General features: G+C 41.3%; 26 protein-coding genes and 1 riboswitch. Of the genes, 10 read left to right on the top strand and 16 right to left on the bottom strand.

Annotated elements, in window-relative coordinates; translation table 11 throughout:
- Window positions 1-78: 78 nt before the first annotated feature.
- Complete coding sequence (locus tag NSMS1_RS27675) at window positions 79-459, top strand: hypothetical protein (protein ID WP_224087844.1); 381 nt, start codon at window positions 79-81, stop codon at window positions 457-459.
- A gap of 506 nt (window positions 460-965) precedes the next feature.
- Here the strand turns inward: NSMS1_RS27675 and NSMS1_RS27670 are convergent.
- On the bottom strand, window positions 966-1,199 hold the full coding sequence (locus NSMS1_RS27670) for a hypothetical protein (RefSeq protein WP_224087843.1): 234 nt from the start codon (window positions 1,197-1,199) through the stop codon (window positions 966-968).
- A gap of 397 nt (window positions 1,200-1,596) precedes the next feature.
- Here NSMS1_RS27670 and NSMS1_RS27665 point away from each other — a divergent pair, with 397 nt between their 5' ends.
- The gene (locus tag NSMS1_RS27665; RefSeq protein WP_224087842.1) at window positions 1,597-2,487 is read left to right on the top strand and encodes a DUF4397 domain-containing protein; all 891 of its coding nucleotides are present in this window, start codon (window positions 1,597-1,599) and stop codon (window positions 2,485-2,487) included.
- Between the two features lie 507 nt (window positions 2,488-2,994).
- Here NSMS1_RS27665 and NSMS1_RS27660 read toward each other — a convergent pair.
- From NSMS1_RS27660 to rppA, 4 genes are all read right to left on the bottom strand, one after another.
- Window positions 2,995-3,156, bottom strand: a complete 162-nt coding sequence (locus NSMS1_RS27660; protein WP_317986604.1) for a CopG family transcriptional regulator — start codon at window positions 3,154-3,156, stop codon at window positions 2,995-2,997.
- Between the two features lie 187 nt (window positions 3,157-3,343).
- The gene (locus NSMS1_RS27655) at window positions 3,344-3,679 is read right to left on the bottom strand and encodes a transposase (protein ID WP_224085446.1); all 336 of its coding nucleotides are present in this window, start codon (window positions 3,677-3,679) and stop codon (window positions 3,344-3,346) included.
- A complete protein-coding gene (locus NSMS1_RS27650) occupies window positions 3,645-3,995 on the bottom strand; it encodes a transposase (RefSeq protein ID WP_224085447.1) in 351 nt (116 codons plus the stop codon). Before NSMS1_RS27650 ends, NSMS1_RS27655 begins: the two co-directional genes overlap by 35 nt.
- A gap of 143 nt (window positions 3,996-4,138) precedes the next feature.
- Window positions 4,139-4,813 carry a two-component system response regulator RppA gene (gene rppA / locus NSMS1_RS27645; protein ID WP_224087841.1) on the bottom strand — a complete coding sequence of 225 codons (675 nt, stop codon included), beginning with the start codon at window positions 4,811-4,813 and terminating at the stop codon, window positions 4,139-4,141.
- A gap of 279 nt (window positions 4,814-5,092) precedes the next feature.
- Here rppA and NSMS1_RS27640 point away from each other — a divergent pair, with 279 nt between their 5' ends.
- The gene (locus NSMS1_RS27640; RefSeq protein WP_224087840.1) at window positions 5,093-5,446 is read left to right on the top strand and encodes a hypothetical protein; all 354 of its coding nucleotides are present in this window, start codon (window positions 5,093-5,095) and stop codon (window positions 5,444-5,446) included.
- 97 nt (window positions 5,447-5,543) lie between these two features.
- Here NSMS1_RS27640 and NSMS1_RS27635 read toward each other — a convergent pair whose 3' ends face one another.
- Both NSMS1_RS27635 and NSMS1_RS27630 read right to left on the bottom strand, forming a co-directional pair.
- Window positions 5,544-5,786 carry a hypothetical protein gene (locus NSMS1_RS27635; protein ID WP_224087839.1) on the bottom strand — a complete coding sequence of 81 codons (243 nt, stop codon included), beginning with the start codon at window positions 5,784-5,786 and terminating at the stop codon, window positions 5,544-5,546.
- A gap of 342 nt (window positions 5,787-6,128) precedes the next feature.
- Window positions 6,129-6,338, bottom strand: a riboswitch (cyclic di-AMP (ydaO/yuaA leader).
- Between the two features lie 82 nt (window positions 6,339-6,420).
- Entirely contained in the window at window positions 6,421-7,896 is a 1,476-nt protein-coding gene (locus NSMS1_RS27630; protein ID WP_224087838.1) for an NB-ARC domain-containing protein, read from the bottom strand.
- 136 nt (window positions 7,897-8,032) lie between these two features.
- Between NSMS1_RS27630 and NSMS1_RS27625 the strand changes: the two genes are divergently transcribed.
- Together NSMS1_RS27625 and NSMS1_RS27620 are read left to right on the top strand one after the other, a co-directional pair.
- Window positions 8,033-8,278 (top strand): helix-turn-helix domain-containing protein, encoded by a 246-nt coding sequence (locus tag NSMS1_RS27625; RefSeq protein ID WP_224087837.1) that lies wholly within the window; start codon window positions 8,033-8,035, stop codon window positions 8,276-8,278.
- Window positions 8,279-8,314: 36 nt separating this feature from the next.
- Window positions 8,315-9,310: a DNA-methyltransferase gene (locus tag NSMS1_RS27620; RefSeq protein ID WP_224087836.1), complete on the top strand. Its 996-nt coding sequence runs from the start codon at window positions 8,315-8,317 to the stop codon at window positions 9,308-9,310.
- A 10-nt stretch (window positions 9,311-9,320) separates the two neighbouring features.
- On the opposite strand, the gene NSMS1_RS27615 is transcribed toward NSMS1_RS27620, so the two are convergent.
- Together NSMS1_RS27615 and NSMS1_RS27610 are read right to left on the bottom strand one after the other, a co-directional pair.
- Complete coding sequence (locus NSMS1_RS27615; protein WP_224087835.1) at window positions 9,321-9,914, bottom strand: restriction endonuclease; 594 nt, start codon at window positions 9,912-9,914, stop codon at window positions 9,321-9,323.
- A gap of 169 nt (window positions 9,915-10,083) precedes the next feature.
- A complete protein-coding gene (locus tag NSMS1_RS27610; RefSeq protein ID WP_224087834.1) occupies window positions 10,084-10,278 on the bottom strand; it encodes a hypothetical protein in 195 nt (64 codons plus the stop codon).
- A 298-nt stretch (window positions 10,279-10,576) separates the two neighbouring features.
- Between NSMS1_RS27610 and NSMS1_RS27605 the strand changes: the two genes are divergently transcribed.
- Both NSMS1_RS27605 and NSMS1_RS27600 read left to right on the top strand, forming a co-directional pair.
- Complete coding sequence (locus NSMS1_RS27605) at window positions 10,577-11,098, top strand: DUF192 domain-containing protein (protein ID WP_224087833.1); 522 nt, start codon at window positions 10,577-10,579, stop codon at window positions 11,096-11,098.
- A gap of 504 nt (window positions 11,099-11,602) precedes the next feature.
- On the top strand, window positions 11,603-11,830 hold the full coding sequence (locus tag NSMS1_RS27600; protein ID WP_224087832.1) for a DUF2949 domain-containing protein: 228 nt from the start codon (window positions 11,603-11,605) through the stop codon (window positions 11,828-11,830).
- Between the two features lie 313 nt (window positions 11,831-12,143).
- On the opposite strand, the gene NSMS1_RS27595 is transcribed toward NSMS1_RS27600, so the two are convergent.
- Both NSMS1_RS27595 and NSMS1_RS27590 read right to left on the bottom strand, forming a co-directional pair.
- Complete coding sequence (locus NSMS1_RS27595) at window positions 12,144-13,274, bottom strand: pyridoxal-phosphate-dependent aminotransferase family protein (protein ID WP_224095370.1); 1,131 nt, start codon at window positions 13,272-13,274, stop codon at window positions 12,144-12,146.
- 175 nt (window positions 13,275-13,449) lie between these two features.
- Window positions 13,450-13,698 (bottom strand): DUF5340 domain-containing protein, encoded by a 249-nt coding sequence (locus NSMS1_RS27590; RefSeq protein ID WP_224087831.1) that lies wholly within the window; start codon window positions 13,696-13,698, stop codon window positions 13,450-13,452.
- Window positions 13,699-13,798: 100 nt separating this feature from the next.
- On the opposite strand from NSMS1_RS27590, the gene NSMS1_RS27585 reads away from it, so the two are divergent.
- Entirely contained in the window at window positions 13,799-13,972 is a 174-nt protein-coding gene (locus NSMS1_RS27585; protein WP_224087830.1) for a hypothetical protein, read from the top strand.
- Window positions 13,973-14,018: 46 nt separating this feature from the next.
- Here the strand turns inward: NSMS1_RS27585 and trpC are convergent, their stop codons facing one another.
- Window positions 14,019-14,906 carry an indole-3-glycerol phosphate synthase TrpC gene (gene trpC, locus NSMS1_RS27580; protein ID WP_224087829.1) on the bottom strand — a complete coding sequence of 296 codons (888 nt, stop codon included), beginning with the start codon at window positions 14,904-14,906 and terminating at the stop codon, window positions 14,019-14,021.
- 96 nt (window positions 14,907-15,002) lie between these two features.
- A complete protein-coding gene (gene lpdA, locus NSMS1_RS27575) occupies window positions 15,003-16,430 on the bottom strand; it encodes a dihydrolipoyl dehydrogenase (RefSeq protein ID WP_224087828.1) in 1,428 nt (475 codons plus the stop codon).
- A 280-nt stretch (window positions 16,431-16,710) separates the two neighbouring features.
- Between lpdA and NSMS1_RS27570 the strand changes: the two genes are divergently transcribed.
- Both NSMS1_RS27570 and NSMS1_RS27565 read left to right on the top strand, forming a co-directional pair.
- Window positions 16,711-18,486, top strand: coding sequence for an SWIM zinc finger domain-containing protein (locus NSMS1_RS27570; RefSeq protein WP_224087827.1), 1,776 nt, complete (start codon window positions 16,711-16,713; stop codon window positions 18,484-18,486).
- A gap of 296 nt (window positions 18,487-18,782) precedes the next feature.
- Window positions 18,783-20,627, top strand: a complete 1,845-nt coding sequence (locus NSMS1_RS27565; RefSeq protein WP_224087826.1) for a vWA domain-containing protein — start codon at window positions 18,783-18,785, stop codon at window positions 20,625-20,627.
- 39 nt (window positions 20,628-20,666) lie between these two features.
- Here NSMS1_RS27565 and NSMS1_RS27560 read toward each other — a convergent pair whose 3' ends face one another.
- The 3 genes from NSMS1_RS27560 to NSMS1_RS27550 form a co-directional block, all read right to left on the bottom strand.
- Window positions 20,667-21,365, bottom strand: a complete 699-nt coding sequence (locus tag NSMS1_RS27560) for a DUF6745 domain-containing protein (RefSeq protein WP_224087825.1) — start codon at window positions 21,363-21,365, stop codon at window positions 20,667-20,669.
- The gene (locus NSMS1_RS27555; RefSeq protein WP_224087824.1) at window positions 21,365-21,703 is read right to left on the bottom strand and encodes a hypothetical protein; all 339 of its coding nucleotides are present in this window, start codon (window positions 21,701-21,703) and stop codon (window positions 21,365-21,367) included. Before NSMS1_RS27555 ends, NSMS1_RS27560 begins: the two co-directional genes overlap by 1 nt.
- Window positions 21,704-21,987: 284 nt before the next feature.
- Window positions 21,988-22,707 (bottom strand): choice-of-anchor E domain-containing protein, encoded by a 720-nt coding sequence (locus NSMS1_RS27550; protein ID WP_224087823.1) that lies wholly within the window; start codon window positions 22,705-22,707, stop codon window positions 21,988-21,990.
- Window positions 22,708-22,815 lie beyond the last annotated feature (108 nt).

Raw genomic sequence — 22,815 nt, 5'->3', positions numbered from 1 at the left:
ACTCTCTATGTTGCTGACACAACATTGCTCAAAAGTCCACCACTAGTGGTTGGGGAATAAACAAGGAGGTTAAACAAAATGGTTCAATCAATAACAGCGATGGAAATGGCGACTCTTGACCAAATCTCACTGTACTTGTTGCAGGATGAGGAATTTGGTTTGAAGTCAGTTGTTGCCAACGAGGAAGAAGCGCAATTGGTGAATGAGGCGATCTCTCTAGTCGGTAACTATGATCGCAATGTATGGACTAGACTAAAGCAGAAAGCCTTGGTGCTAGTTGGTTCACCCATTTCTGATGTAGTCAGCCGTATTGCATCAGCCTACCGTAGCCCTGATGTTGCCTTGTCTTGTATTCGTGATGCTAGTGAGAAATCTATCGAAATAGCTGGGGATACTGCCCGTAAAAAACTAGCGGCACAACTGCGGCAGAAGTTCAGAAGTTTTAATATAGTTCAGTGAACACAATCCTCCCTTCCACTGCCGACGAAAGCAAAACAAAGAGTATCAAACAATTTGGGATGCGATCAGCTACGCTATGAGCGCTTGAGCCATAGCGGCTGCACTTGCTTAATAAGTTCTTTTGTTGAATATAGCCCCTGGTTTTCAGGGGCTATCATTTTTACTGTAGATTTCCTCACTCGTCCACACCTCCCGCAATTTTACTAGCTAAAGCAGCCCCTAAAAAGCCTGCGAAAAATCTCGACACTCCAACCAGCATCAGACTTTTCACGGGAAGTCCTAAAACCCCGCTAAGGCTGATACCAAGTTGCAGTCAAAGATAGTAAATTGGGCTGGGAGTGGGGAGTAGGGAATAGGGAGTAGGAATATTATGTCTGAACGCAACTTAGTATGAGGCTAGGGTTTAGGGTGTAGGGTGTAGGGAAAAAGAAGAAAGCCTTACGAACCTGCAACCCCACACCCCACACCCTCTGACTTTTCTACATACCGTGAAAAGTCAGATCAAATCACGCCTTGGCTGTGTTTGTCGCGGCTTGCAAGGAAGAAAGAAAACCGGAATCCGCACAGGCTAAGTCTGAGGTGATTGCTCCTTTTGAGTGGCGAGGCAGCAAAGGATTGTGATTGCGATGCCGGGTGAGGTTGTGTACACGCGCTTGGGGTGAGGCAGTGGCGTTGAGCGAGATGATGCGGCGGTATCCAGTGGGGGAGTAAATACTGCTCACTATGTCAACTACCTGCATATATACCTAAAAATATAAATTTATTATAAAGCAACTAAGCTGTTATCAAGTGTTTTAATGATGGCTGTTAACTGTGTTAACTTTCCTTGCATTCTTCTGAAAATTGTGAAATATTAGAACCATAAAGTGCGCTATCAATAAACTTCAAGCGCCTTCCACCAAAGTATTTGTCACGTTGGACATTGAAGCCAGCCACTATATGTGGTGGTGCAATAATATTCTGCCCAAGTCTAATGTCTTGAGGCGAACGCTATTGTGCGCCCGTTGTCTTTTACGTTGACAAAGCCTGCACCTATATCCCGATACATAAAAAATCTTTGTGATAATTATCGCATCATTTTTTATGCAGAATAAAGCTTGCTCATTTGTTATTTTTGTTTCCCGATAGGAGGAAGAAATGTTTCTAACAAGACGGTTATTCTTAGGTGCTTTGACATTATCTTTAATTAGTTTGACTAGTTATCCATACAAAAGTTTAGCCAATTCTCAACTATCTACAAAGTCTTTACAAGAATTTTCCAATACAAGCCGAGTAATTTCTCTTCTAGATCCTCTTCTAGATCCTCTACTAAACCCTTATAAATGCCCTACCAAATTAAGAGTTATTAACGCTGCGGTTGCTACTGCGTCACCAGTTGATGTCATTGTCAACGGTAAAAAAGTTTTGGAGAATGTAAGTTTTCGTCAAGCTAGTAAATATGTAAATGTAACACCAGGAAGTATTCAGGTACGTTTTGTGCAATCTGGTACTAGCAGTACAATCGCTCAAAGAACCTTTACAGGAGCGCCTAATAGTGCTTATACAGTAGCAATAACAGGAACACTACAAGGCCCCATTGGTCAACCATTATTTAATCAATCACCCTTTGTGATTCCAGAGGATTTAACACAGCCTAATCCAGGTAAATTTAAAGGACGTTGGTATCGCTTTTCGGAAACTAGTGCTGTTATAGATTTCCGGATTAGCAAATCCTCTAGCCCAAATGTGGATGAAACTCGTATCACAGACCTGACACCCAAAACTGCTATTCCTTACCCAGAACTTACGGCTGGTACATATAACTTTAATCCAGTTCTACCTGACCAATTTGCACCATTGATCAACAATGCCTTTAACCCACCAATCACAGTAGAAGTTGCCAATCAACAAGTCCCGGCCGGAGTCATTTTTGATGTAATTGCTACAGGTAATGGCTTAGGCCAAGCACCTAACTCACTGCTACTCACAACTGCCTCAACACAAACAGCGCCTCCTGATGCTAATGGGTGTTATCAGATTGTGCAGTAAGTAATATCAATTTAGTGCGGCATTTTTAGCCATAGGAATCTTATTCAATTTTTGAAAAAACCGTATAACTATTGAAGCGGAAGCGGCTGATTCAATCAGACCCGCTTCAGTAGTTATTAATATGACTGCCAACCAACTGACCAAAACAATTAGCAATTAGCAATTAGCAATTCGCAGTTTGCAGTTTGCAGTTTGCAATTATTATTTCACTCTTCGTATTATTGGAATTACTATAAATAGTAGTTTTTAATTCTTCACCTATAAATTTAGGAGTCATTTGCATAGGCAGATTCCTTGAATTAAACTTATTTACCGGAAGCTTAGAGGCTAGATGCCTTAACTGCTCAATTGGATTTCTAATTGCGAATTGCGAATTGCGAATTGTTTTTGGTCGTCGTACTCTACTTGGTATTGGCGGGTGGTTCGTTTATGTTGCATATATACTCCTAAAGAAAAAAAGACAGTGTGAACTGTCCACTATGTGTAGCGATTACTATTTGCAAAACTTCAAGCGCTTGCTCGTAATTCCAATGTGCGAATGAGTTCCCGAATTACATCTGTCGCTGGTCTACCAGTCATCTGACAATAGGTTTCTAACATCTCTACTTCAGTTGAAGCTAAATTGATGGTGATGCGCTTTGCTGCCCATTTTTTATTAACCATAACAATCTCCTTTTGATGAACCTATCCCACGAATAAAATTCTGTTAATCCAGATGTGAATTGTCGCAAGAGAAAGAAAACCGTTGAAGCAGGCAGAAATTCTTTCCCACCGAACAACGAGTCGGCGATATTTTCTTTGAAACCAAGCAAAACAGCGCTCTTGTTGAAAACGCGGAACAGAAATTTTAATTGGTCTACCCCGATTTTTTCGATTCTTCCAAACACGCGCGCGGCAATTGAGGTCTGATTCCACGTTTACGCAATGCAGCCCGTTTGTCCTTGGAATCATAGCCTTTGTCAGCAGCCAGAACTTTAACACGTTTACGAGGTCTACCGGGTCTATTCGTTTTAACTTTGACACTATCTAACAGTGGTATCACTTGATCTGTTTCACTACCGTTGGCTGGAGTTGTGCGATTAGCCAAGGGCATACCATTACCATCAGTTAAGGTGTGTATTAAAATTCCCTTACCTTTATGACCGTACTTAACGCCTTCACCGCCACCTTTGCCAGGGGGAAAAAGACCCATCAACAGCACCGTAATTCCAGTTGATTAGGCTTCTTTCCTCTGCAATTCCTAGTATCCTTGCTTGTAAACTTTCCAAAGTTCCGTCCGTTTCCCAACGTTGCAACCATCTGTGCGCTGCACTTTTTGATGCCCAGATTTCTCCTGTGGGAGCATCACACCAACGGCATCCTGTTATCAATATATACAATAACGTGTTCAGTACATGACGAAATGGTGCATGAGGCATTCCCCTTCCTCTGTTTTCTGGTTCCTTGGGGAATATATCTTCAAACAACTTCCACTCCATATCACTTAACCCTTCAAATTTCCCCGCCATACCCTGATACAACTTACCGTTTTCAACAGCAGATTATCATATTGCTGGTATTAGTGGGATAGGTTCATGAAAAAAGGGAGTGGGGGAGCAGAGGAGCAGAGGAGCAGGGGAGCAGAGGCAAAAACAACTGTCAACTGCCTGTCTTATGCAGGTGGATTTAAGCGATAGCCGACACGATGGACTGTTTCTATTGAATCTCTAGCATCAATTACTTGCAGACGTTGGCGGAGGCGGCGAATTAAAGTTGTAACTGCATTACTTTCTGGTTCTTCTCCAAAACTCCAAAGAGCTTGCTCAATTTGGTCGTGGGATAAAATCTGCCGAGGATGGCGCATAAAATATTCCATCAATTGAAACTCTCGGCTGGAAAGCTGAGTTGTAGCTGAATTATATTCAATAGTCAAATTAGATAAATGTAGGTGCAAATTACCCAAGCTGATTTTATCTCCTTGCCACATTGGCGATCGCCTACCCAATGCTCGTACTCGCGCCAGTAACTCTAACACATCCACTGGTTTGACTAAGTAATCATCAGCTCCAGCATCCAAACCTGCCACCTTATTGGTAACTGTGTCTTTTGCTGTTAACATCAGCACAGGAGCAACTTTCCCAGCACTGCGATATACTTGGCACAGTTCTAACCCGCTTAACTTGGGCAACATCCAATCTAAAATCAATAAATCATAATTCTTATTAAAGGCGAACCATTGGGCTGTTTCTCCATCTGCGATCGCATCAACTGTATGCCCAACCTTCAACAATGCTGTACGTAATGGCTCTAACTGTGCTGGATCGTCTTCCACCAGTAAGATCAACATCAGATTTGCTTTACTTGCTGTAGTTTTCTAATTTTAAGATTAAGCTACAACAGTGACACAAAAGTGTCAGTAACTATGATTAAAAGGATAAAGGTATAAAGGAAGTAGTTGATTTGGTTAAGTATGGTTGTTTAGTTCTTCATACCCTTACAACGCCACTTGCTTAAAGCCCTCCGGGTATGCCTCCGGCACGCCAAGAGCGAACGCAGTTCCCTACACCCCTACACCCTGTCCATGCGTCAACTTTCACTTTTTCCAGTTTTACGAACATTAGGCCTTGTGTTTTGGTTATCTTTGCCGTTGATTGGGTTGGTTTTTTGGCTGGGAAGTGGTTTTATTGGCGATCAAATACTCAGCCGAACCTACAACCACAAAAAATATCTCCAAGCCGATACTCAAATGGCATGGCAGATGAAGAAAAAGATTATAGCAATTGAAGCTGAAATTCTTATATCTAAAGGAATTTCTCTTGTAAGTGTCAAAACAAATCACTCAACCCTCAAAACCATAATATTTGAGTTTGCGATCGCCGAACCTAGCAAACTAGAAGCCAAGCTGGCTCAAGAGTTGGGCTTGTCTCAAGAACGAGTTAAGGAATTAATCCGCTATCAAGCTTTAGATAATCAACATTAAATGTGCAACAGCTTAACTATCAACTATTACGTTAAAAACATAGGGGCTTACAGTTGTAAACCCCTAATTTCTTTTATTCCTCTGCTTTTTACTGTTGCTAAATTTCTCCAGTCAGATTAACTAGCTCGTGATTACACTTCATTAATTCGTAAAGGTCGTAAGCGTATAAATCTTCTTGATGAGGCTCATTACTATGACTTGCTGCCACAATGGGATCGTTATAAGCTTTAGTTCTACCAATTAGTAAAAGCTTTTTACCTGCCAGTTCTCCAATCAACTTAAATTTATGCTCAGGTAGAAAGTTAACATGAGTGAAAAAATTACGATTTTTGATTTTCATCTTTTCTCCTAAAAATGTTAGTAAATAACCGCTATAAGCTATTGAAATATACAAAAATGAGCAAATAATTAATATGCACTTTGTTTGTATGTCACCTACGAAAAAAACAAGATTTCCACACTAACTATTGATAGTGTCTGCGTTGATATCAAAAGTAATATGGGTGACTGGATGCTTTATGTTGAAAAACATAGTCGAGTGTACCTCAAGGCAATAAATCCAGCCTCAAATTCCAGAAACATAGACTATAAATCCTATCTTTCAGAACAAGGGCAGGTAGGACGAAGCGTATACCAGCCAAGGATACTGACGACAGGCATTATTGATATAAATGCCGCTCGTTCAATCTCCTCTCAATGCCTACGAAGTTAGCTGACGGGCTAGGACTGAGAGATGTCCCTCTTGCAATGCTCTAGTCTAAGATGGGAACTTTACTTTTCACACCTTAAATTGAGCTTTTTTGGCAGATACGCCCCACACTTGGTTCCTCCGCTCCTAGCTGACCTTGTGGATAACTTTCTCAGGTAAGCATGGATTAGGCAGACTGATTTTTGTTCTCTGAAATACTAACTTTTTTGGACATAAAATAACAAATTGGTAAACAAAAAGATACGATCGCATCCACACTACCAATTCAATACAGCGAGAGTGACGCTAAGTTACAACCGATGTAACCAATTGCCAAAGGGGTTTTATCTTTCAATAACAGGAGAATCTGTTCCAGCTTTTGTGGCAGAGTCGCACCATATACCCGCCAAAGTTTTTCCCGGAGTTGAGATAAGATGCGATCGCCTACTATATCATCGCTACCAGGACGTAATAACCAATGGGTTCGTAGTATTTTACAATAGCGAATATCACCACTTTCCACTACTTGCTGAATTTCTTGGGTAGCCTTTTCTACTAATTCGTCGGTAACAAACTTCATCACTAAAGGTTGTAATGTAAATGATGTATCACCGCTACCAACCCATTTTTCCAGTAGCGATCGCCTCTCTAATGCGATAATTCCTTCCAGAAGAGTGGCAGGATCGACAGATATCACCAAATGGGTTTGTAAACGAGCAAAAGATATAGGTTCTTGCCAAATGGCTAACCAATAAAGAATATCTTGCTCTAAATCAACAAGTTGTTCAAACTGCTGCTTGAGAATAGCACGTAAGCGATCGCCAATTACTACAGTATTCTGGCGCAAAAACGCCGCAATATTCCCCGCAAACACAGATTGAATCAACGGTGACACCAACTTCAAGGCTAGAGGATGACCGCGATAAAGTTGAATTAAGGCTGATAGTCCCAGTTCTTTGTCTGGAAACCCTCTTGATTTTAATAGTTCTAGTGCCTCAGTTTTTGGCAAACCTTTTAAGGTGAGGCTGCGGACTGTGTTTGTATCGTTAATAAATTTTGGCTGTTCACGGCTGGTAATCAGAACACAGCTATGATGGCGATTATTACTTAACTGTTGCAAAAATTGACTATATTCTGGTTGTGAAAAAACAGCCTCCACTCCATCCAAAATCAGCAAATAGCGGCGCTGTTGCAAGAGGTGAATGAGTTTTGTGGTAGCTTGTGGAATATTATCAATAACAGTTTCACCCAAGATATTCAAAAGACTCTCAAGGAGAGAACTTAAATATGGTGCAGTCTGGAGGTTACGCCAAATTAAGCCTTCAAATTTTGACTGCACATGGTCTACTAAAGCCAACGCTAGGGCAGTTTTCCCGATACCACCGATACCAACAATAGCAACTAATTTACACGCATCAGCGATAATCAATTGTTCTAACTGTGCTAATTCCCTACTCCGCCCGTAAAAACTTTCTACATCAGGCGCTTCATCCCAATCAAAGTAGGGTGTAGAAATAGCTTCTGCATCTGCATTAGGTATATCTGCAATCGTTTCCCAATTATGAATACCGACAGCTTGACAGATAGCAATGAAGATTTCTTGCTGAATGCGATCGCCTTGCCAAAATCGCCGTAACGTCGCCCTAGATGTATGTGCATCTTGCCACCAACGCGCTGTGCTGGTTTTCGTCCACCCCAGACGTTGACGCGCCTTGTCTACAATTACCAGTCCTGCTGTTGATGCCTTAAGGGAGTTGGACATACACCTGTTAACTAAGCTGACTGTCTCAATTTTGGCTTAATTAATCAACTCCTTCTACAAGACTTAAGTTAAGCTTGAGGATGCAATATCTACAGAAACTATCTGTGGTTCTCAAGCTTTATTCTAGACTATACGTATGACAGAAGCTGATAACAATAGTCATGAATTACTTTCTGTAGCTCAAGCTGCTAAATTACTTGGTGTCTCTCGTCAGCGAGTACACGACTTAATTAAGAATGGTCAAATTCTAGCTTGCAAACTTGGGCGTTACTACTATATAGAACATGCTGAAGTAGATAGATATAAGAATCAACCTACTGGAAAACCTTATCAGCCACGTACTACAACTGTTATTACAAAGTCTATTGACAATTGTCAATAGACTTTGTAGACTCTAGCTATTACAAAAGTAATCAAGATGACATCAATGCTCCCTTTTCAGCTGATTACCACTGATTTTGCGACTCAAAAAGGATTAAAACAGGTTTATCTCAGTGAGTATGGAATCCTTTATCAAGGAGATTGTTTGCAATTTTTGTCATCATTACCGAATGAGTCTGTAGATGTAGTTTTTGCCGACCCACCTTTTAATCTGGGTAAGGAATATGGAGCAGGTTTAAGCGATCGCTTGGATGCTGATAAATATTTAATATGGTCACAACAATGGTTAAGTGAGAGCATTCGTATACTTAAGAATGGTGGAAGTTTATTTATATTTAACCTACCTCAATGGTGTATTGAATATGGTGCATATCTCAACCGTCAAGGAATGTGTTTTCGACATTGGATAGCTTGCAGAATGCCAAAAGCTTTTCCTAGAGGTAAGAAAATGTCTCCCGCTCACTACGGACTACTTTATTACACTAAAGGTGAACCAGCCGTCTTTAATAAAGTTTATACACCAATTCAAGTTTGCCGACATTGCGGTGGAGAAATTCGTGATTATGGAGGACATCGCAAAAAACTTAACGAAAAAGGTATCAACTTAATGGATGTTTGGGATTCGCCGGAAGATGTTTGGGAAGATGCTTCTGAAGCAGACTCTAATGATATTTTATGGACATTAACAGAAGAAATGTGGACAGATATTCCCCCAGTTAGGCATCGTCAGCATAAAAAGAGAGTTCCTAACGAACTTGCCCCTATTATGTTAGAAAGAATCATCGCAATGACATCGAATCCGGGGCAAATTGTAGTTGATCCATTTGGTGGTTCTGGTACTACATTTTATGCGGCGGAAAAGTTAAAACGTTACTGGATTGGTTCAGAAATTGGTGATACTATGCCAGCAGTAGAAAGATTAACTGATTTAGCTAACGGAATTATTGAACAATGGGAATCAGCAAGAGGAAGTAAGAAATCTAAGCAAAGAAAAATCACAGCCTCACAACTATCAATTCCCTATACAACATAGATAATAAGCTTCAAATTAACGCGCGACCATCTGTTCCTTTAGTAAGGGTTGGTACATTACTATCTAACTGATCATGTTCAATGACAAAGATTGCCAGAAAACCCTCTGATAACTGAACAGACCGCCAAACATCAAAGTATGGCTCTAACTCTTCATAGTTACCGATTCTATCAGTTAAATATGGGTAAAGTCTCCGGCTAGGAAGTACTAAAGCAGCACCTAGAAAAATACCACGTAGTAATCCGAGAACTAATTTATTAACGGCTCTATGACTAGAGGAAATATTCCCAGTTTCCCACTCAAGGGCAAAAAGATGATTTTCGATGACTTTTGTAGCATCAACTTTTCCTGGAGATTTTGTTGCATAATTAATTGCAGTTTCTAACCTCCAGTCAAATCTATCTTTTAATGCAAGCATACAAGCTTCTTTAATAGGTTTAACACCATTGCCATGCTTTTTTGGATTAATAGTAAAGCTGGATGTACCTGGAGGATGAACAATCACAGAGATAGCATCATGAATTTCAGCACGAACAATAGACCAATCGCTAGATTCTGCAAAACTCCCAATATTGATTAAAGAAACCTCTTGAACAATTTTCATAAGAAATAGGCGACTGTGCTATCGAATCTTAAAAAATGGCGAAATAAAAATGAAGAATAAGTGCGATCGCATCTTTGTTTTAAATCCATCTCACCAGAAGTTCTACATCAATCAGTAGTTTTGATGTAGAACTTCTAATGCTGACTGAAGTGAGGGAGCGATCGCCTGCTTATAATAACTGAATCTTTATTATCAGAGTTTCAGTATGATAACCTTTAAATTTTGGTGGTTCGTTTTTTGACAGGAGTTCAGCAAAATCGTAGATTGTCACTTGTGGTTGCGGTTCTACATCTAATTTTTGTAGTGGCTCTGGTGTAACTTGAGGGTCATGTAAACCTATTGCATCTTTTAGGTATTGTTCCATTGGTATCACCTTGATAATGATTGTAGGTATTATTCCCATCCCTGCTTAATATTTACCAAACTACGAAATTTAGAAAAAACCACTAAAATTTCTCTCAGCCTACCTTTCTACTGCCTTGGATAAAGGTAGCGTGGGAAAACTTAAAGATGATTTTTTGGCAGTATGGGTATCTGCTTGATAGCATACGCCATTTGCAGCCCCTAATTTTTAGCCGTGGCAAAAAATATAACTAGTAGTTGTGGGCTTTTTCGTTTAATTTCTGTAAAATCGAAGTCTAAATTACAAAATCAAAAATTGTATGATACGTTGGTTAACTTTAATTCCCATTCTTTTCAGTATTTTACTCATGGCTTGTTCTTCGCAAAATACAGCCAAACCTCCGGCAGATAATGCCAGTTCACCGCCTGCGGTACTGACCAATGCAGGACAAACACTACCCATTTCTGCCAAAGCAACTGTTCCAAATGGTACAATCATTGACCTGGAAGTAGCACGGACAACAGAACAGCAACAAATGGGACTAATGTATCGTCCAGCGTTACCAGATAACCGAGGAATGCTGTTTCCCTTTGGTTCACCACAACCAGTACAATTTTGGATGAAAAATGTACCCGTTGGCTTGGATATGGTCTTTTTGCAAAACGGTGTGGTGAAGTATATAGAAACGGCTGCACCTCCTTGTGCTAGTGAGCCTTGTCCTACTTATGGCCCTAACGTCCCCATCGATACAGTAATTGAATTACGCTCAGGTAGGGCATCTGAGTTAAAGTTGCGGACTGGAGATAGTATTAAAATTGAGTTTTTGAACTCCAGTAAGTGATAGCACTAACTCCTTAAAACTTTAGTAATCAAGGAAAAAACAGATTTCTAGTTTATAAGGTTGGTGTAAAAAAAATATTAAATATACGTAAAATACAAATTATGAGATTAGTATCTAGTATGATTTCAGGACAGCAAATTCTACAGCGCCGTAAGTAAAATTTCAGCCTAGAGAATTTCTAGGCAAAAAATCTTCCTTTTGGCATAAGTGTAACTAGTTGTTGATAAGGCAGTATTAGCTATGGAATCTTAATTACTTAAAGTGTCTTTTAGCCAAGCACTAAAGTAAAAAAAGATGAAACCTATTTGACCAAAGCAACTAACAGCTGGAGAATAAATCATCTATATAAAGTGACAGCTAGTATTAGCTATCATTTTCTAGATTTTCTCAAAAAACGGCTCTGTTTAAAGAATTTAACAAAATTTGCTCATGTGATTATCCGGTAATCGTATATTCACTAGTGAAGTAATATTTGCTAACCACAAGGAACCAGAAAACACACTCATGACCATTCAGACTAAACAGGGAGGTGCGTTACAGATGTCACCATCTACATATTCAAGGCTTATTCATTTTCTTCAGGAAGATTTATCAATTTCCGCAGCATCGTTGGCTGTAGCACTACGTCATCGAGAACAAGACCCAGGCCCTTTACCCATGATTCTTTGGCAGTACGGTTTAATTACCCTAGATCAATTAGAAAAAATTTATGATTGGTTAGAGACAGCGTAATATCAACTCAAAATCAAAAATTAATCAACCTAATTTTCTAAGGTTTTTCAAGTTTTGATATGTTACGCAATTTTAGTGAATTGGTATAAAGTATGATTTTCTCATTCAGGAGAATAATTGTATGTTACAAAAACTCTGTCTTCTGCCGAGACTGAGACGCAGGAACTTTACTATCATCTATTCTACTAATCTAAATACAAACAAAAAGAGCGAGTTATTTATTCAACTCGCTTTTTTAATTGGTTATTAGTCATTAGTCATTAGTTAACAGTCCATAGTTATTGTCTTCTGCTTCCTTGTTGTGTCGCTTGTTTCATGTTTTGAAAACTTTAGTGGCTGCTGCTACGCCAGCGCCGGGGATGAAGTCTGTGTAACCGAGTTCAGTCAGGACAACTTCCAGGGAGGCAATACAGCTAAGGATATCGCGATCGCTCACAAATCCCAAGTGACCTATACGGAAAATTTTGTTTTTTAGTTGGTCTTGACCACCCGCTAGTTCTAAATCAAAACGTTTCTTTAAAAATGAGCGGATTGTATCAGCTTCTATTTTTTGAGGTACTACAGCAGTTAGCGCGGGACTGGCAAAACTATCCTCTACTAATAACGGTAAATTTAACCCTTTAATTGCTGCACGGGTGGCATTTTTTAATCTTTCATGTCGAGCAAATATTGATTCTAAGCCTTCTTCTTTTAACATCCTTAATGCGACTTGTAAGGCTACAATCAAGTTCACAGGTGGACTAAAAGGAGTGGTATCTTTAGCTGCTGCTTGACGATATTTACCCAAATCTAAAAAATACTTGGGTAATTTTGCTGTTTGATAAGCTTCCCATGCTTTGTTGCTCACACAGACAAATCCTATCCCTGGTGGGGTCATGTAAGCTTTTTGGGAACTAGAAACGACCACATCTAACCCCCAAGTATCAACAGGCACATTCACAACACCTAAGCTAGTAATCGCATCCACAATTATCAAAGCTGTACCGTGTTCTTTCACATGGTGGTTGATGGTTGGCAAATCATTCAACACACCCGTTGAGGTTTCGCTGTGAGTAATTACAACTGCTTTGATTTGCTTTTGGGTATCAGCTTGGAGTTTTTCGGCAAATAGTGAAGGGTCTAAAGGTTTGCCCCATTCTGCCGTAATAGTTTCTACATTTAATCCGTATGCTTGGCTAACTTCTACCCAACGCTCTCCAAATTTACCATTAGCACCGACCAAAATGCGATCGCCTGCTGAGAGAAAATTGATGATGCCGGCTTCTACTGCCCCTGTACCACTAACATTGAGCATGAGTACATCATTTTCCGTTTGATGTAGCCATTTCAGGTTTGCCGTTACCTCTACCAAAATATCGCTAAATTGTTTGGTACGGTGGCCAATGGGGTGCTTGGCTAACGCCAGTAAGACAGCTTCTGGTACTGGTGTGGGGCCGGGCATCATTAACATAATTCGTAATTAGTGTAATTAGTAATTAGTAATTAATCGCTGTAAAGTACAGGCTGAGTTGAGGGGTCAGGGTTAGGAGGTTCAAGGCAGCAGAAGTAATTTACTTTTTACTCATCACCCAGCACGCGCTAAACGCGCCGCTACTGCTAACAGCACTCATCACTTTCCGCTAATCAGGGGTTGCAACTTCCTTACTGTGATGGTTAATTGACCAACGGTGTTCTATATCTAAAGAATAAAGTTTACAAACTTCTTCTATTTGCTTTTGTTGGGCTGCGGCTTTTCGCAATGTAATAATTAGTTGATTAACCTGATGTCGCAGTTCAGGGTTTTGGCTGGCTGCTGACATGGTTTGTCTTTCTAATAATTGGAGTATGAGTTCGTAATGGATGGGCGATGGTAGGGGAAGTTGCTCCATGTAGTCGTAGGGTGATTTTTATTTAGGGATTTTCTGATGCTTAGTTGCTATATGCTCTCCAGTCAATTTTTACACATTAAATAAAGATTAACTATAGTTTTTGCCATATCAGAAATTCAACCATCCCATAATTTCTACGTGGAGACAAGCAGGGGGAGATGTGGGAAATAAGGGAGATGAGGGAGTAGGGGGAGATAGGGAAGATGGGGGAGTAGGGGAAGATGAAAAATTAATTGTCTTATCAAAGTATAGGAGTCATACTTTTGGTGTTTGAAAAATCCATCACCTTGATACCTACTTTGTTCGCTGTTCCCTGTTCCCTACTTAATGGAGAATAAATTAGTGATCGCAATTTCTGGATCTGGTTGTTTTACTAATGATTCACCGATTAACACGGCACTAGCACCAGCTTGGGATACTACACTCAAGTCTTCTGGGTTATGTAGTCCCGACTCACTCACGACTAAAATATCGCGTTCTTGTAACTGGCTACCTCTAGCGGCTAAAAGTTCACAAGTAGTTTGCAAGTCTACAGAAAAATCTTCGAGGTTACGGTTATTAATTCCTATTAAAGATACGCCATCTAGAGCTAATACTCGGTCGAGTTCTTCTAAGTTGTGAACTTCGATCAAAGCTGCCATATTTAAAGCTTTGGCGATTTTAATGAAGTACTGTAAATCTTGATCGCTGAGGATGGCGGCTATTAATAATACTGCATCTGCACCTTGAATCCGTGCCAGATACATTTGATATGGATAAATAACAAAATCCTTGCACAGTAGGGGTAAATCTACAGATGCACGGACTTTTGCTAAGTTGTCAAAGCTACCTTGAAAAAACTTGGCATCCGTTAATACCGAAAGACAACTAGCACCACCTTGTTGATAAGATAAGGCGATCGCTACTGGGTCAAAATCTTCCCGAAACACCCCTTTGCTGGGTGAAGCCTTTTTCACCTCGGCAATTAAGGCAGGTGTAGTTCTACCATTTTTCAAAGCGGCGATAAAATCACGGGTTGGGGGTGCATTCCGCGCTTGCTTTTGTAGTTCTAGCAAGGGAACCTTGTCGCGCCATTGGTCAACTTCTGTTTCCTTTTGCCAGACTATCTCTTCCAAAATATTGTTAGGTGCTGAATCTGGTAAGGCGACCTGATAACGCAAAATTGATACATTGACAGCAGGACTTGGTTGTCGGCGACGGATTTGCATAGTTAGTCATTAGTCATTAGTCATTAGTCATTAGTTCATAGTCTTTAGTCCATAGTCAATAGTTTTAACTGTGGACTATGGACTATGGACTGTTGACTAAACAATCGCTCGTTTATACGCTTCATCCAACACTTCTGATAATGTTGGGTGGGCGTGGACTAGATGGGCTAGAGTTTGGACGCTTTGCCGATTGGCTACGGCGGCGGATGCTTCGTGGATGAGGTCGGAGGCGTGTAAACCAAAAATATGTACGCCTAAAACTTCCCCGGTGTCTTTGCGGTAGATGACTTTAGCTATACCGTCGGCTTCGTTTTCGGCCAAGGCTTTGGAATTACCTTTGAAGTAACTTCTGCTGGTGGCGATTTCAAAACCTTCAGCTTGTCCTAGTTCCTTAGCGCCTGTTTCGGTTAAGCCGACGTAACTCACTTCTGGATGGGTAAATGCGGCGGCTGGGATGCTGCGGTAATCTATCTTCCTTTCCCGGCCGATGATATTTTCGACGGCGACAATGCCTTGGGCAGAAGCGGCGTGTGCCAGCATCATTTTGCCATTGGCATCACCAATCGCCCACAGATGGGGTACTACTTCCCCAGCTGATAACACTGCCATGCGATCGTCAACAGGAATAAAGTTGCGACGGTCAAGTTCAACACCAATCGACTCTAAACCAAGGTTTTTGGTAGCTGGGATGCGTCCTGTGGCTACTAGGCAAGCATCAACCTCGATAACATCAACAACTTCCTTAGTTTTGAAATCTGCCAATTCAATTACTACTGGTGAACCAGGAATAACTTTTTTGGCGTATATCCCGACTTTAGTTTCAATATCGCGGGGCGTAATTAGCACCCGTTCCGCGATTTTGGCAATATCACGGTCAAACCCTGGCATTAGCTGGTCGAGGGCTTCAATCAAGGTGATTTCACAGCCCAAAGCTGAGTAAATATCCGAAAATTCTAAACCAATGTAACCACTACCAATAATGGCCACCCAATCAGGTAGGGTTTCTAACTTCACGCCTTGGTCGCTGGTGAAAACGGTTTTACCGTCTACTTCAATACCTGGAGGTACAAAGGGTACAGAACCGGGGGAAAGGATGATATCCTTAGCCGTGATGGTTTTTTCACTACCATCACCTGTGACGGTGATTTTTTGTGTCCCGGCAATTTTACCCCAACCTCTAATGATATCGACTCCCAAACGTTTGAGGCTATTGGTTAAATCCCCTTGAATTTTAGAAACCAGATTATTGGCATGGTTGGCGATCGCTAGGCGATCAAACTCCACATTACCAATTTGGATTCCCAAAGACTTCAGGTGATGGGCATCGCGTAATTCCCGCACACGTCCAGAAGCAGCCAACAGCGCCTTCGATGGAATACAGCCTCGGTTGACACAGGTTCCCCCCATGTCGGCTGCTTCGATAATCGCCGTCTTCAGGCCACAACTGACAGCGTGTAGGGCTGCGCCATGTCCCCCTACACCAGCGCCTATTATGACTAAATCGTAATCAAATTCATGAGTCACGTTAGTTTCCCCGTGTGCTTCGCCTATCTATTCTCAACCCGTCGAGCCATCCATGCAAGTCCTTTGAGGTGCGGAAGTCACTAAATTTAATTTGGGGAGTGGGGAGTGAGGGGAGATGAGGGAGTAGAGGGAGATGAGGAGAACTTTGAACTGTTGACTATGGATTTATGACTATGGACTAATGACTAATGACCAATCCCCCAATTGCATTCAATCAACAGAACACCTAAGCTTGATTTAGGATTCTTCCACGTATAGGATTTTTGCAGGCGATCGCTCGATGTCTCTACCCCAAATCAGTGAATTTACAGTCCGTCGTTACGCTAACGCCAAATCTTTCCAACGCGGAGAGGCTTATTTTGAAGCGGGTGCTGTGACTACAATTACTCAACGTGGTCAGCAGATACAGGCAGAGGTTGAGGGTAATGAACGATTACCTTATCGAATATCTGTAGACTTTGATGACAAAGGTGTAGCTTCGGCGAAGTGTACTTGTGCTTATAATTTTGATGGTTGGTGTAAACATATTGTCGCTACGATACTAGTCACCACAAGGCAACCAGAAATTATTGAACAGCGTCCGACATTAGAACAATTGTTAGATCGCTTAGATCATGTCCAGACTCAAAGGCTGTTACAGGAATTAGTTGCAGAACAACCCCAACTAATTGATGTGATCGATCAACACGTTAGCTGGATGACTAATCCTGTACCCAAACCAATATCCACACAACCTGGACGACAAATCAGTGTTAATCTAGCTGCCATTCGTGGACAAGTTAAGCAAATTCTGCGGGATGCAGTTCGTTATTTTGAGGAAGGGTATGAGGAAGACCCGATTACAGAAGATTTATTTAGTTTGGTGCAAACTGCCTTAGAATTTTCTGGGCAAGGTGAGAGTGATAATGCGATCGCTATTTTGGAAGCCATCACCTCTACCTGTGCGGAAAATTGGGCAGAGGTATTAGAATACGGTGCTGATAATGATGAAATTGCCTGGGAATTAAATCTGGCTTGGTGTGAAGTCATTCTTTCTACTGAACTGACATCAGAGGAAAAAGTTGATATCCAGGTGAGTTTGGAAGTTTGGCAGGATGAATGGAACGCTGATTTCAGCATGACTTTAGATGCTTTGCGTCAAGGTTGGGACTATCCGCCACTATTGCGGGTTCTCCAAGGTGATATTAGTGAAATGGGTGTATGGGAACGAGAACTTCCCAACTACGCTGATGATTTGGCACTTATTCGTCTAAAAATCCTCGAACGTCAGGAACGTTACCAAGAATATCTGTATTTAGCCCAAGCAGAAGGACAAACCCAAGAATATTTAACCATGTTGGGGCGCTTAGGCAGAGTAGAGGAAGCACTGGCGGCGGCGGAAACGCAGATGAAATCGATTGAAGATGCTTTTGCCTTAGCTAAAACCCTAGCTGAACAAGGCTCATTACCAGAAGCATTAGATATAGCCCTAGCTGGATTTAATTTACCAGGAAGCTGTCAGTATGAATTAGGTATATGGACAAGCGATTTAGCCGAGGCGCTAGGCCATCCTCAAGCGGCTTTAGTTGCACTCATGGCGGCTTTTCAAGTCAAACCCTGCTTTGTCGATTACCAAAGAATGACAGAACTAGCGGGAGAAAAGTGGGAAAGTATTAAAACAGAGTTGTTAAGGATTATCCGCACCTGTAGGATCTGGGGAGTAGAATCAGCCAAAGTGGATATATTTCTGCATGAAGGACTGATTGAAGATGCTATTTCCACCGTGACCGAACTCAGTTCTTATAATTCTGCCTTAATTCACAGAGTTATGGAAGCGGCTGTATATCATAACCCAGACTGGGTAATAGCTAACGCCCGTCGCCGTGCTGAAAAAATTATGGATGAGGGCAAGGCAGAATATTATGGTGATGCGATCGCTTGGCTGAAAAAGGTACGAGCTGCTTATATACAATCTAGCAGGCAAGCTGATTGGTCAAAATATCGAGAAAAGTTAATAGAAATTCACACCCGTAAACGAAAATTGATGGCAATGTTTAAAGAACCAGGAATGGCTTAAGAAATTAAATATTGTTGTCATTTTTTATGCCAAGGATATTATACAATGCCAAGTCTAATTGCTCTTGATAGTTTTGTTCTAAATGACCAATAGATTTCTCCTTGGTATAACTTTTACCATTTAACTTCCCCACGCTTTAAGGGATTTTTATAGTCTTATAAGATAAATATTATACTAAATAATAAGCTATATCTCCCTTTACTAAATGTACTTTTGGGTACACTAAGCACAACATTTGTTATTTATACATCGTTAGGGTTTCGGCTGAGAGGCAATAACTCACAGGGGAAAAGAAAATGCTAAAAATAAGTTATGAATTTGACCAACCCATACTACCTGCCGGATTCTCATTAAAAGCGAATATTTTGCTACGTTTTGCGGCTGACATACCTGAATCTTCCCGACGCAACCTCAATCTTTCTCTAGTAATTGACCGCTCAGGTTCTATGGCTGGCGCACCTCTACATCATGCGCTGAGAGCTGCTGAATCTGTGGTAGACCAACTTGAGCCGAAGGATATTCTTTCGGTTGTTGTTTACGATGATGCAGTAGATACTGTTGTTTCACCGCAGCCTGTAACTGATAAATCTGCACTAAAAAATTCTATCCGCAAAGTTAGGGCAGGTGGTATTACTAATTTATCTGGGGGATGGCTCAAAGGCTGTGAGTATGTAAAAAATCAGCTTGACCCGCAAAAAATCAACCGTGTCCTGCTACTCACAGATGGTCACGCCAATATGGGTATTCAAGACCCGAAGATACTCACCGCCACATCAGCACAAAAAGCGGAGGAAGGGATTACTACAACCACTCTAGGTTTTGCCCAAGGTTTCAATGAGGATTTGCTCATTGGTATGGCGAGGGCGGCTAGTGGAAACTTCTACTTCATCCAGAGCATTGATGAAGCGGCAGAAGTGTTTAGTATTGAACTAGATAGTCTCAGAGCAGTGGTAGGTCAAAATTTAAAAGTCACACTTGAGTTAGCCGATGGTGTGGAGTTGGTTGATACTCTAAGTCTGGCTAAAGTGAGTCAACAGGCTGGTCAAACTGTAATAACTCTGGGAGAAATTTACGAGGGAGAGGATAAACTTCTGGGTCTGAGTCTGATGATACCTACAACTCAAGTAGGTGACTTACCTGTAATGAAGTTGCATTACAGCGCAGATGTAGTACAAAATGACATCATTCACAGCGTGTCAGGAACAACAGATGTCATCGCCAAAGTTGGCACAGTCGAAGAATCAGCCCAAGCTTCTTCCAGTCATATTACCCTTGATCTCAGCCGCCTCACCATCGCTAAAGCTAAAGAAACAGCCCTCGACCTAGCTGAACATGGCCAGCATGAAGAAGCAGAAAGAATCCTGCGTGACTTGGTGCGATCGCTACGTGACCAAGGCTTAAATGAGAATTTTGAAATTGCTGAGGAGATAGACCAACTTGAGTATTTCGCGGGTCGAATTGCTCAGAAAGCTCTCGGTAATGCTGGACGTAAAGAATTGCGCGATCAAAGTTTCCAAACAATGACGCGCAATCGTAGTGATCTGGTAGCTCGTGGTGTGACGGCTGGTGATGAAGTATACGCCATGCCAGTTGTTAATGATGTTGGGTCAGGTATAGAACTTACCTGTGTTCGTGAAGGTGGTAAATTACGGGTCAAAATTGTCTCCGATGGCTACGATGCGAACAAAAACGTGCAATTTCCCCGCGCCATTCGTGCTGAGGGTGCGCGGTATGTAGTTGAGGGTATAGAACTATCAAGCGATCGCAGTTTCTATCGTGTAGTTGGCAAAATCAGCCGTTTTGCTAAACCCGGCGAAGCAGATATTTTCGTTGCACCTAGACAATCAGGCTCAATTGGCACAGGTAAAGCCTCTAAAGCCCCAGCCACCGCCGCCGACCTTGTAACTACCGACGCTGTAGATAACGGTGTTCTCGTTCAATGTGTCAAAGATGGTAGTAAGTTACGCGCTAGGGTAGTTTCCGACGGCTATGAACCCGATTGGAATATGCGTTTCCCTCGTTCCATTCGTGAGGAAGGAATGCTTTATGTCGTTGAGGAAGTGAAGACCGCGCCGGATGGTAAGTCTTATATTGCTTGTGGTGATATTAAGCGATTTGTGCAGCCGAATATTACTAATTGATGGTTGTTAACTGTTGACAGTTCATCAATTGAATTGATATTACGCCTCAATCAAAGGCTGATAGTCGTCGGGGTTGTTAAAACCAGCAACCCAGGCGGCTGCTTGATGACAGCTTTGCATATATGGGGGAACACGCAATACGTGAGTGTGTCCTGTGGATGGACAGACGACTTTTAAGACCATTAAGGGTTCGTCATCTTCAAAGGGAATGTAGACTAGTTGACGTTCTCCGCCTGCGTCTTGATCTCGATCGCGTACTAATCCTCCCACTTGCTGCAAAAATGTTTCATAACCTAGACGTTCAATTAGCACTCGCCGCAATTCAACGTTATTTATCTTCAGGATATCTTGTCCCGTGATGGACTTGGATGCAAAGGCGATCGCATCACTTACTTCCACACCCCGCCAGCGTAAAACAAAACCATGTCCCTCACCTAAACCTGTAATTCCACTTCCAGCCAACTCAATCCAACGGGTGACATGAAGACCAGGGGGAAGACTAGTTAGGTTAACACAGCCGCTAATATCTAAACTTTCACAAGTAAGATTTTCTGGTAAATTGACAAGTTCTGTTGCATTGCTTAAATCTAGATGTCCCAAAACGCGCATCCCATCCCAGGCGCGATGTTCCAGAATCAGTTTTCGCGCCATTTGTGCTGATACAGGCTCATGAATTTTGCTTGGGTGTTGCTTGGCTCGTTTCTTCGGTACACGCCCCCCAGACATCATGTTTAGCATTAATCTTCTACCTCCACATAAGCATCAGGACGATATTCCCGTTGTTTCCACACTCGGTAAAGCCCTTGCGGTAATTCAATGGCTCGGTGTTCTTCATGAATCAAGGTAGCACTTGCTTGTTTCACTTCTAGAAACAATTCACTACCATACACCCACAACTGAACACGATCAGATTCTTGTATGCGATGGCTGTGTCCTGTAACTTCACCGTGAGCCAGCGTAGTACCTACACGTTTTTGAGCAGCATTTGGTATGCGGTCAATCCGTCTAAGTAAAACATCACCATGTCTATAAAGTACATTGGCTTGGTTAGTTGGGAATTTACCGTTATTTAACATAGGTGGGAAGTGGGGGAGAGGTGGTTTGGTACTTCTCTACGCTATAGTACAATATTACTATATACACGAATTTATGGGCGTATATCGGTCTTTGAATCCTTTTACTTCCTAGTAGATGGCAATCTTTCCTCTTTCTAGCTATTTACTACCATACATAGTCTATGGATATAAAAAATAAAAAACCAGAATATATAAAATCTGGTTTTTTATGTAGCTATTTAGATAAATCAACTCTCTTGAACACTAAGCGAAACTTTGATAAAAACCAATCCCTTTTAGAGAACTTATGATTTTGCCCATTTCAGCAATTGTTTTTTGCGGTTTGAGAGCATACCCAGACCTGCAAAAACACCCATACCAATGACTACAGAAGGTTCAGGAGTTGTTTTATATTCATAAGTGACTGCAACACTTCCCCTAGCCAATGTATTGAGTTCGTAACTCATGTTGCCTGAGCCGCTTACTATCGAGTCAGCTAAAGCTGTGAACAAAAAGTCTAAATTGCCTGTACCAGTAAATACATTTAAAGATGCTAAATCAGTGAAAACTCTACTTCCTGCTTGGGAAGCAGATAAACCAGTAAAGGTTCTTCCTGAAGGCCCGGCATAATCAGTTTTGCCATCAAATTTAGCAACATTGTAGGTGATAACTGTTTTGGGAGTTACTGGCAAAAGTGGGGGTACACCTAATTGCGTTTGATCTAAAGAGAGGAAACCACCCAAATTCACGGTTATACTAGCTGAACTAGCACTTCTGTTTTCAAACTTTCCATCTCCCTTAATTTCACCTAAAAAATCAAGAGTTACTTTCTGGAGTTTACCGAGGGATGAATCAAACTTTTTAATGCTAAGAGTTTGATCAAAATCGGTGAATTGAAAATCACCTGTAGATGCTGTAAAGGTAGCAGTTTTAGTTAGAGAAGCTGCACTTGCAGTTCCGGCTGTTGCAATAACGCCTGCCAAAGTTGTAGCAACCGCTAGACTATTGAAGATTTTTTTGTTCATAAAATGTTGCTAAAGCAAATGTTAGTTGTTACCCCTCCTATCTTTTTACACTTGAATTTATGACTGTTGTGCGCGTAAAACTACTTATCTTTTTATGAAAATTGAATG

Origin of the sequence: Nostoc sp. MS1 (genome assembly GCF_019976755.1) — a bacterium.
In the GTDB taxonomy this organism is placed as follows: Bacteria; Cyanobacteriota; Cyanobacteriia; order Cyanobacteriales; family Nostocaceae; genus Trichormus.
The sequence above is the reverse complement of the archived record's forward strand: the minus strand, read 5'-3'. Positions and strand labels throughout refer to the sequence as shown.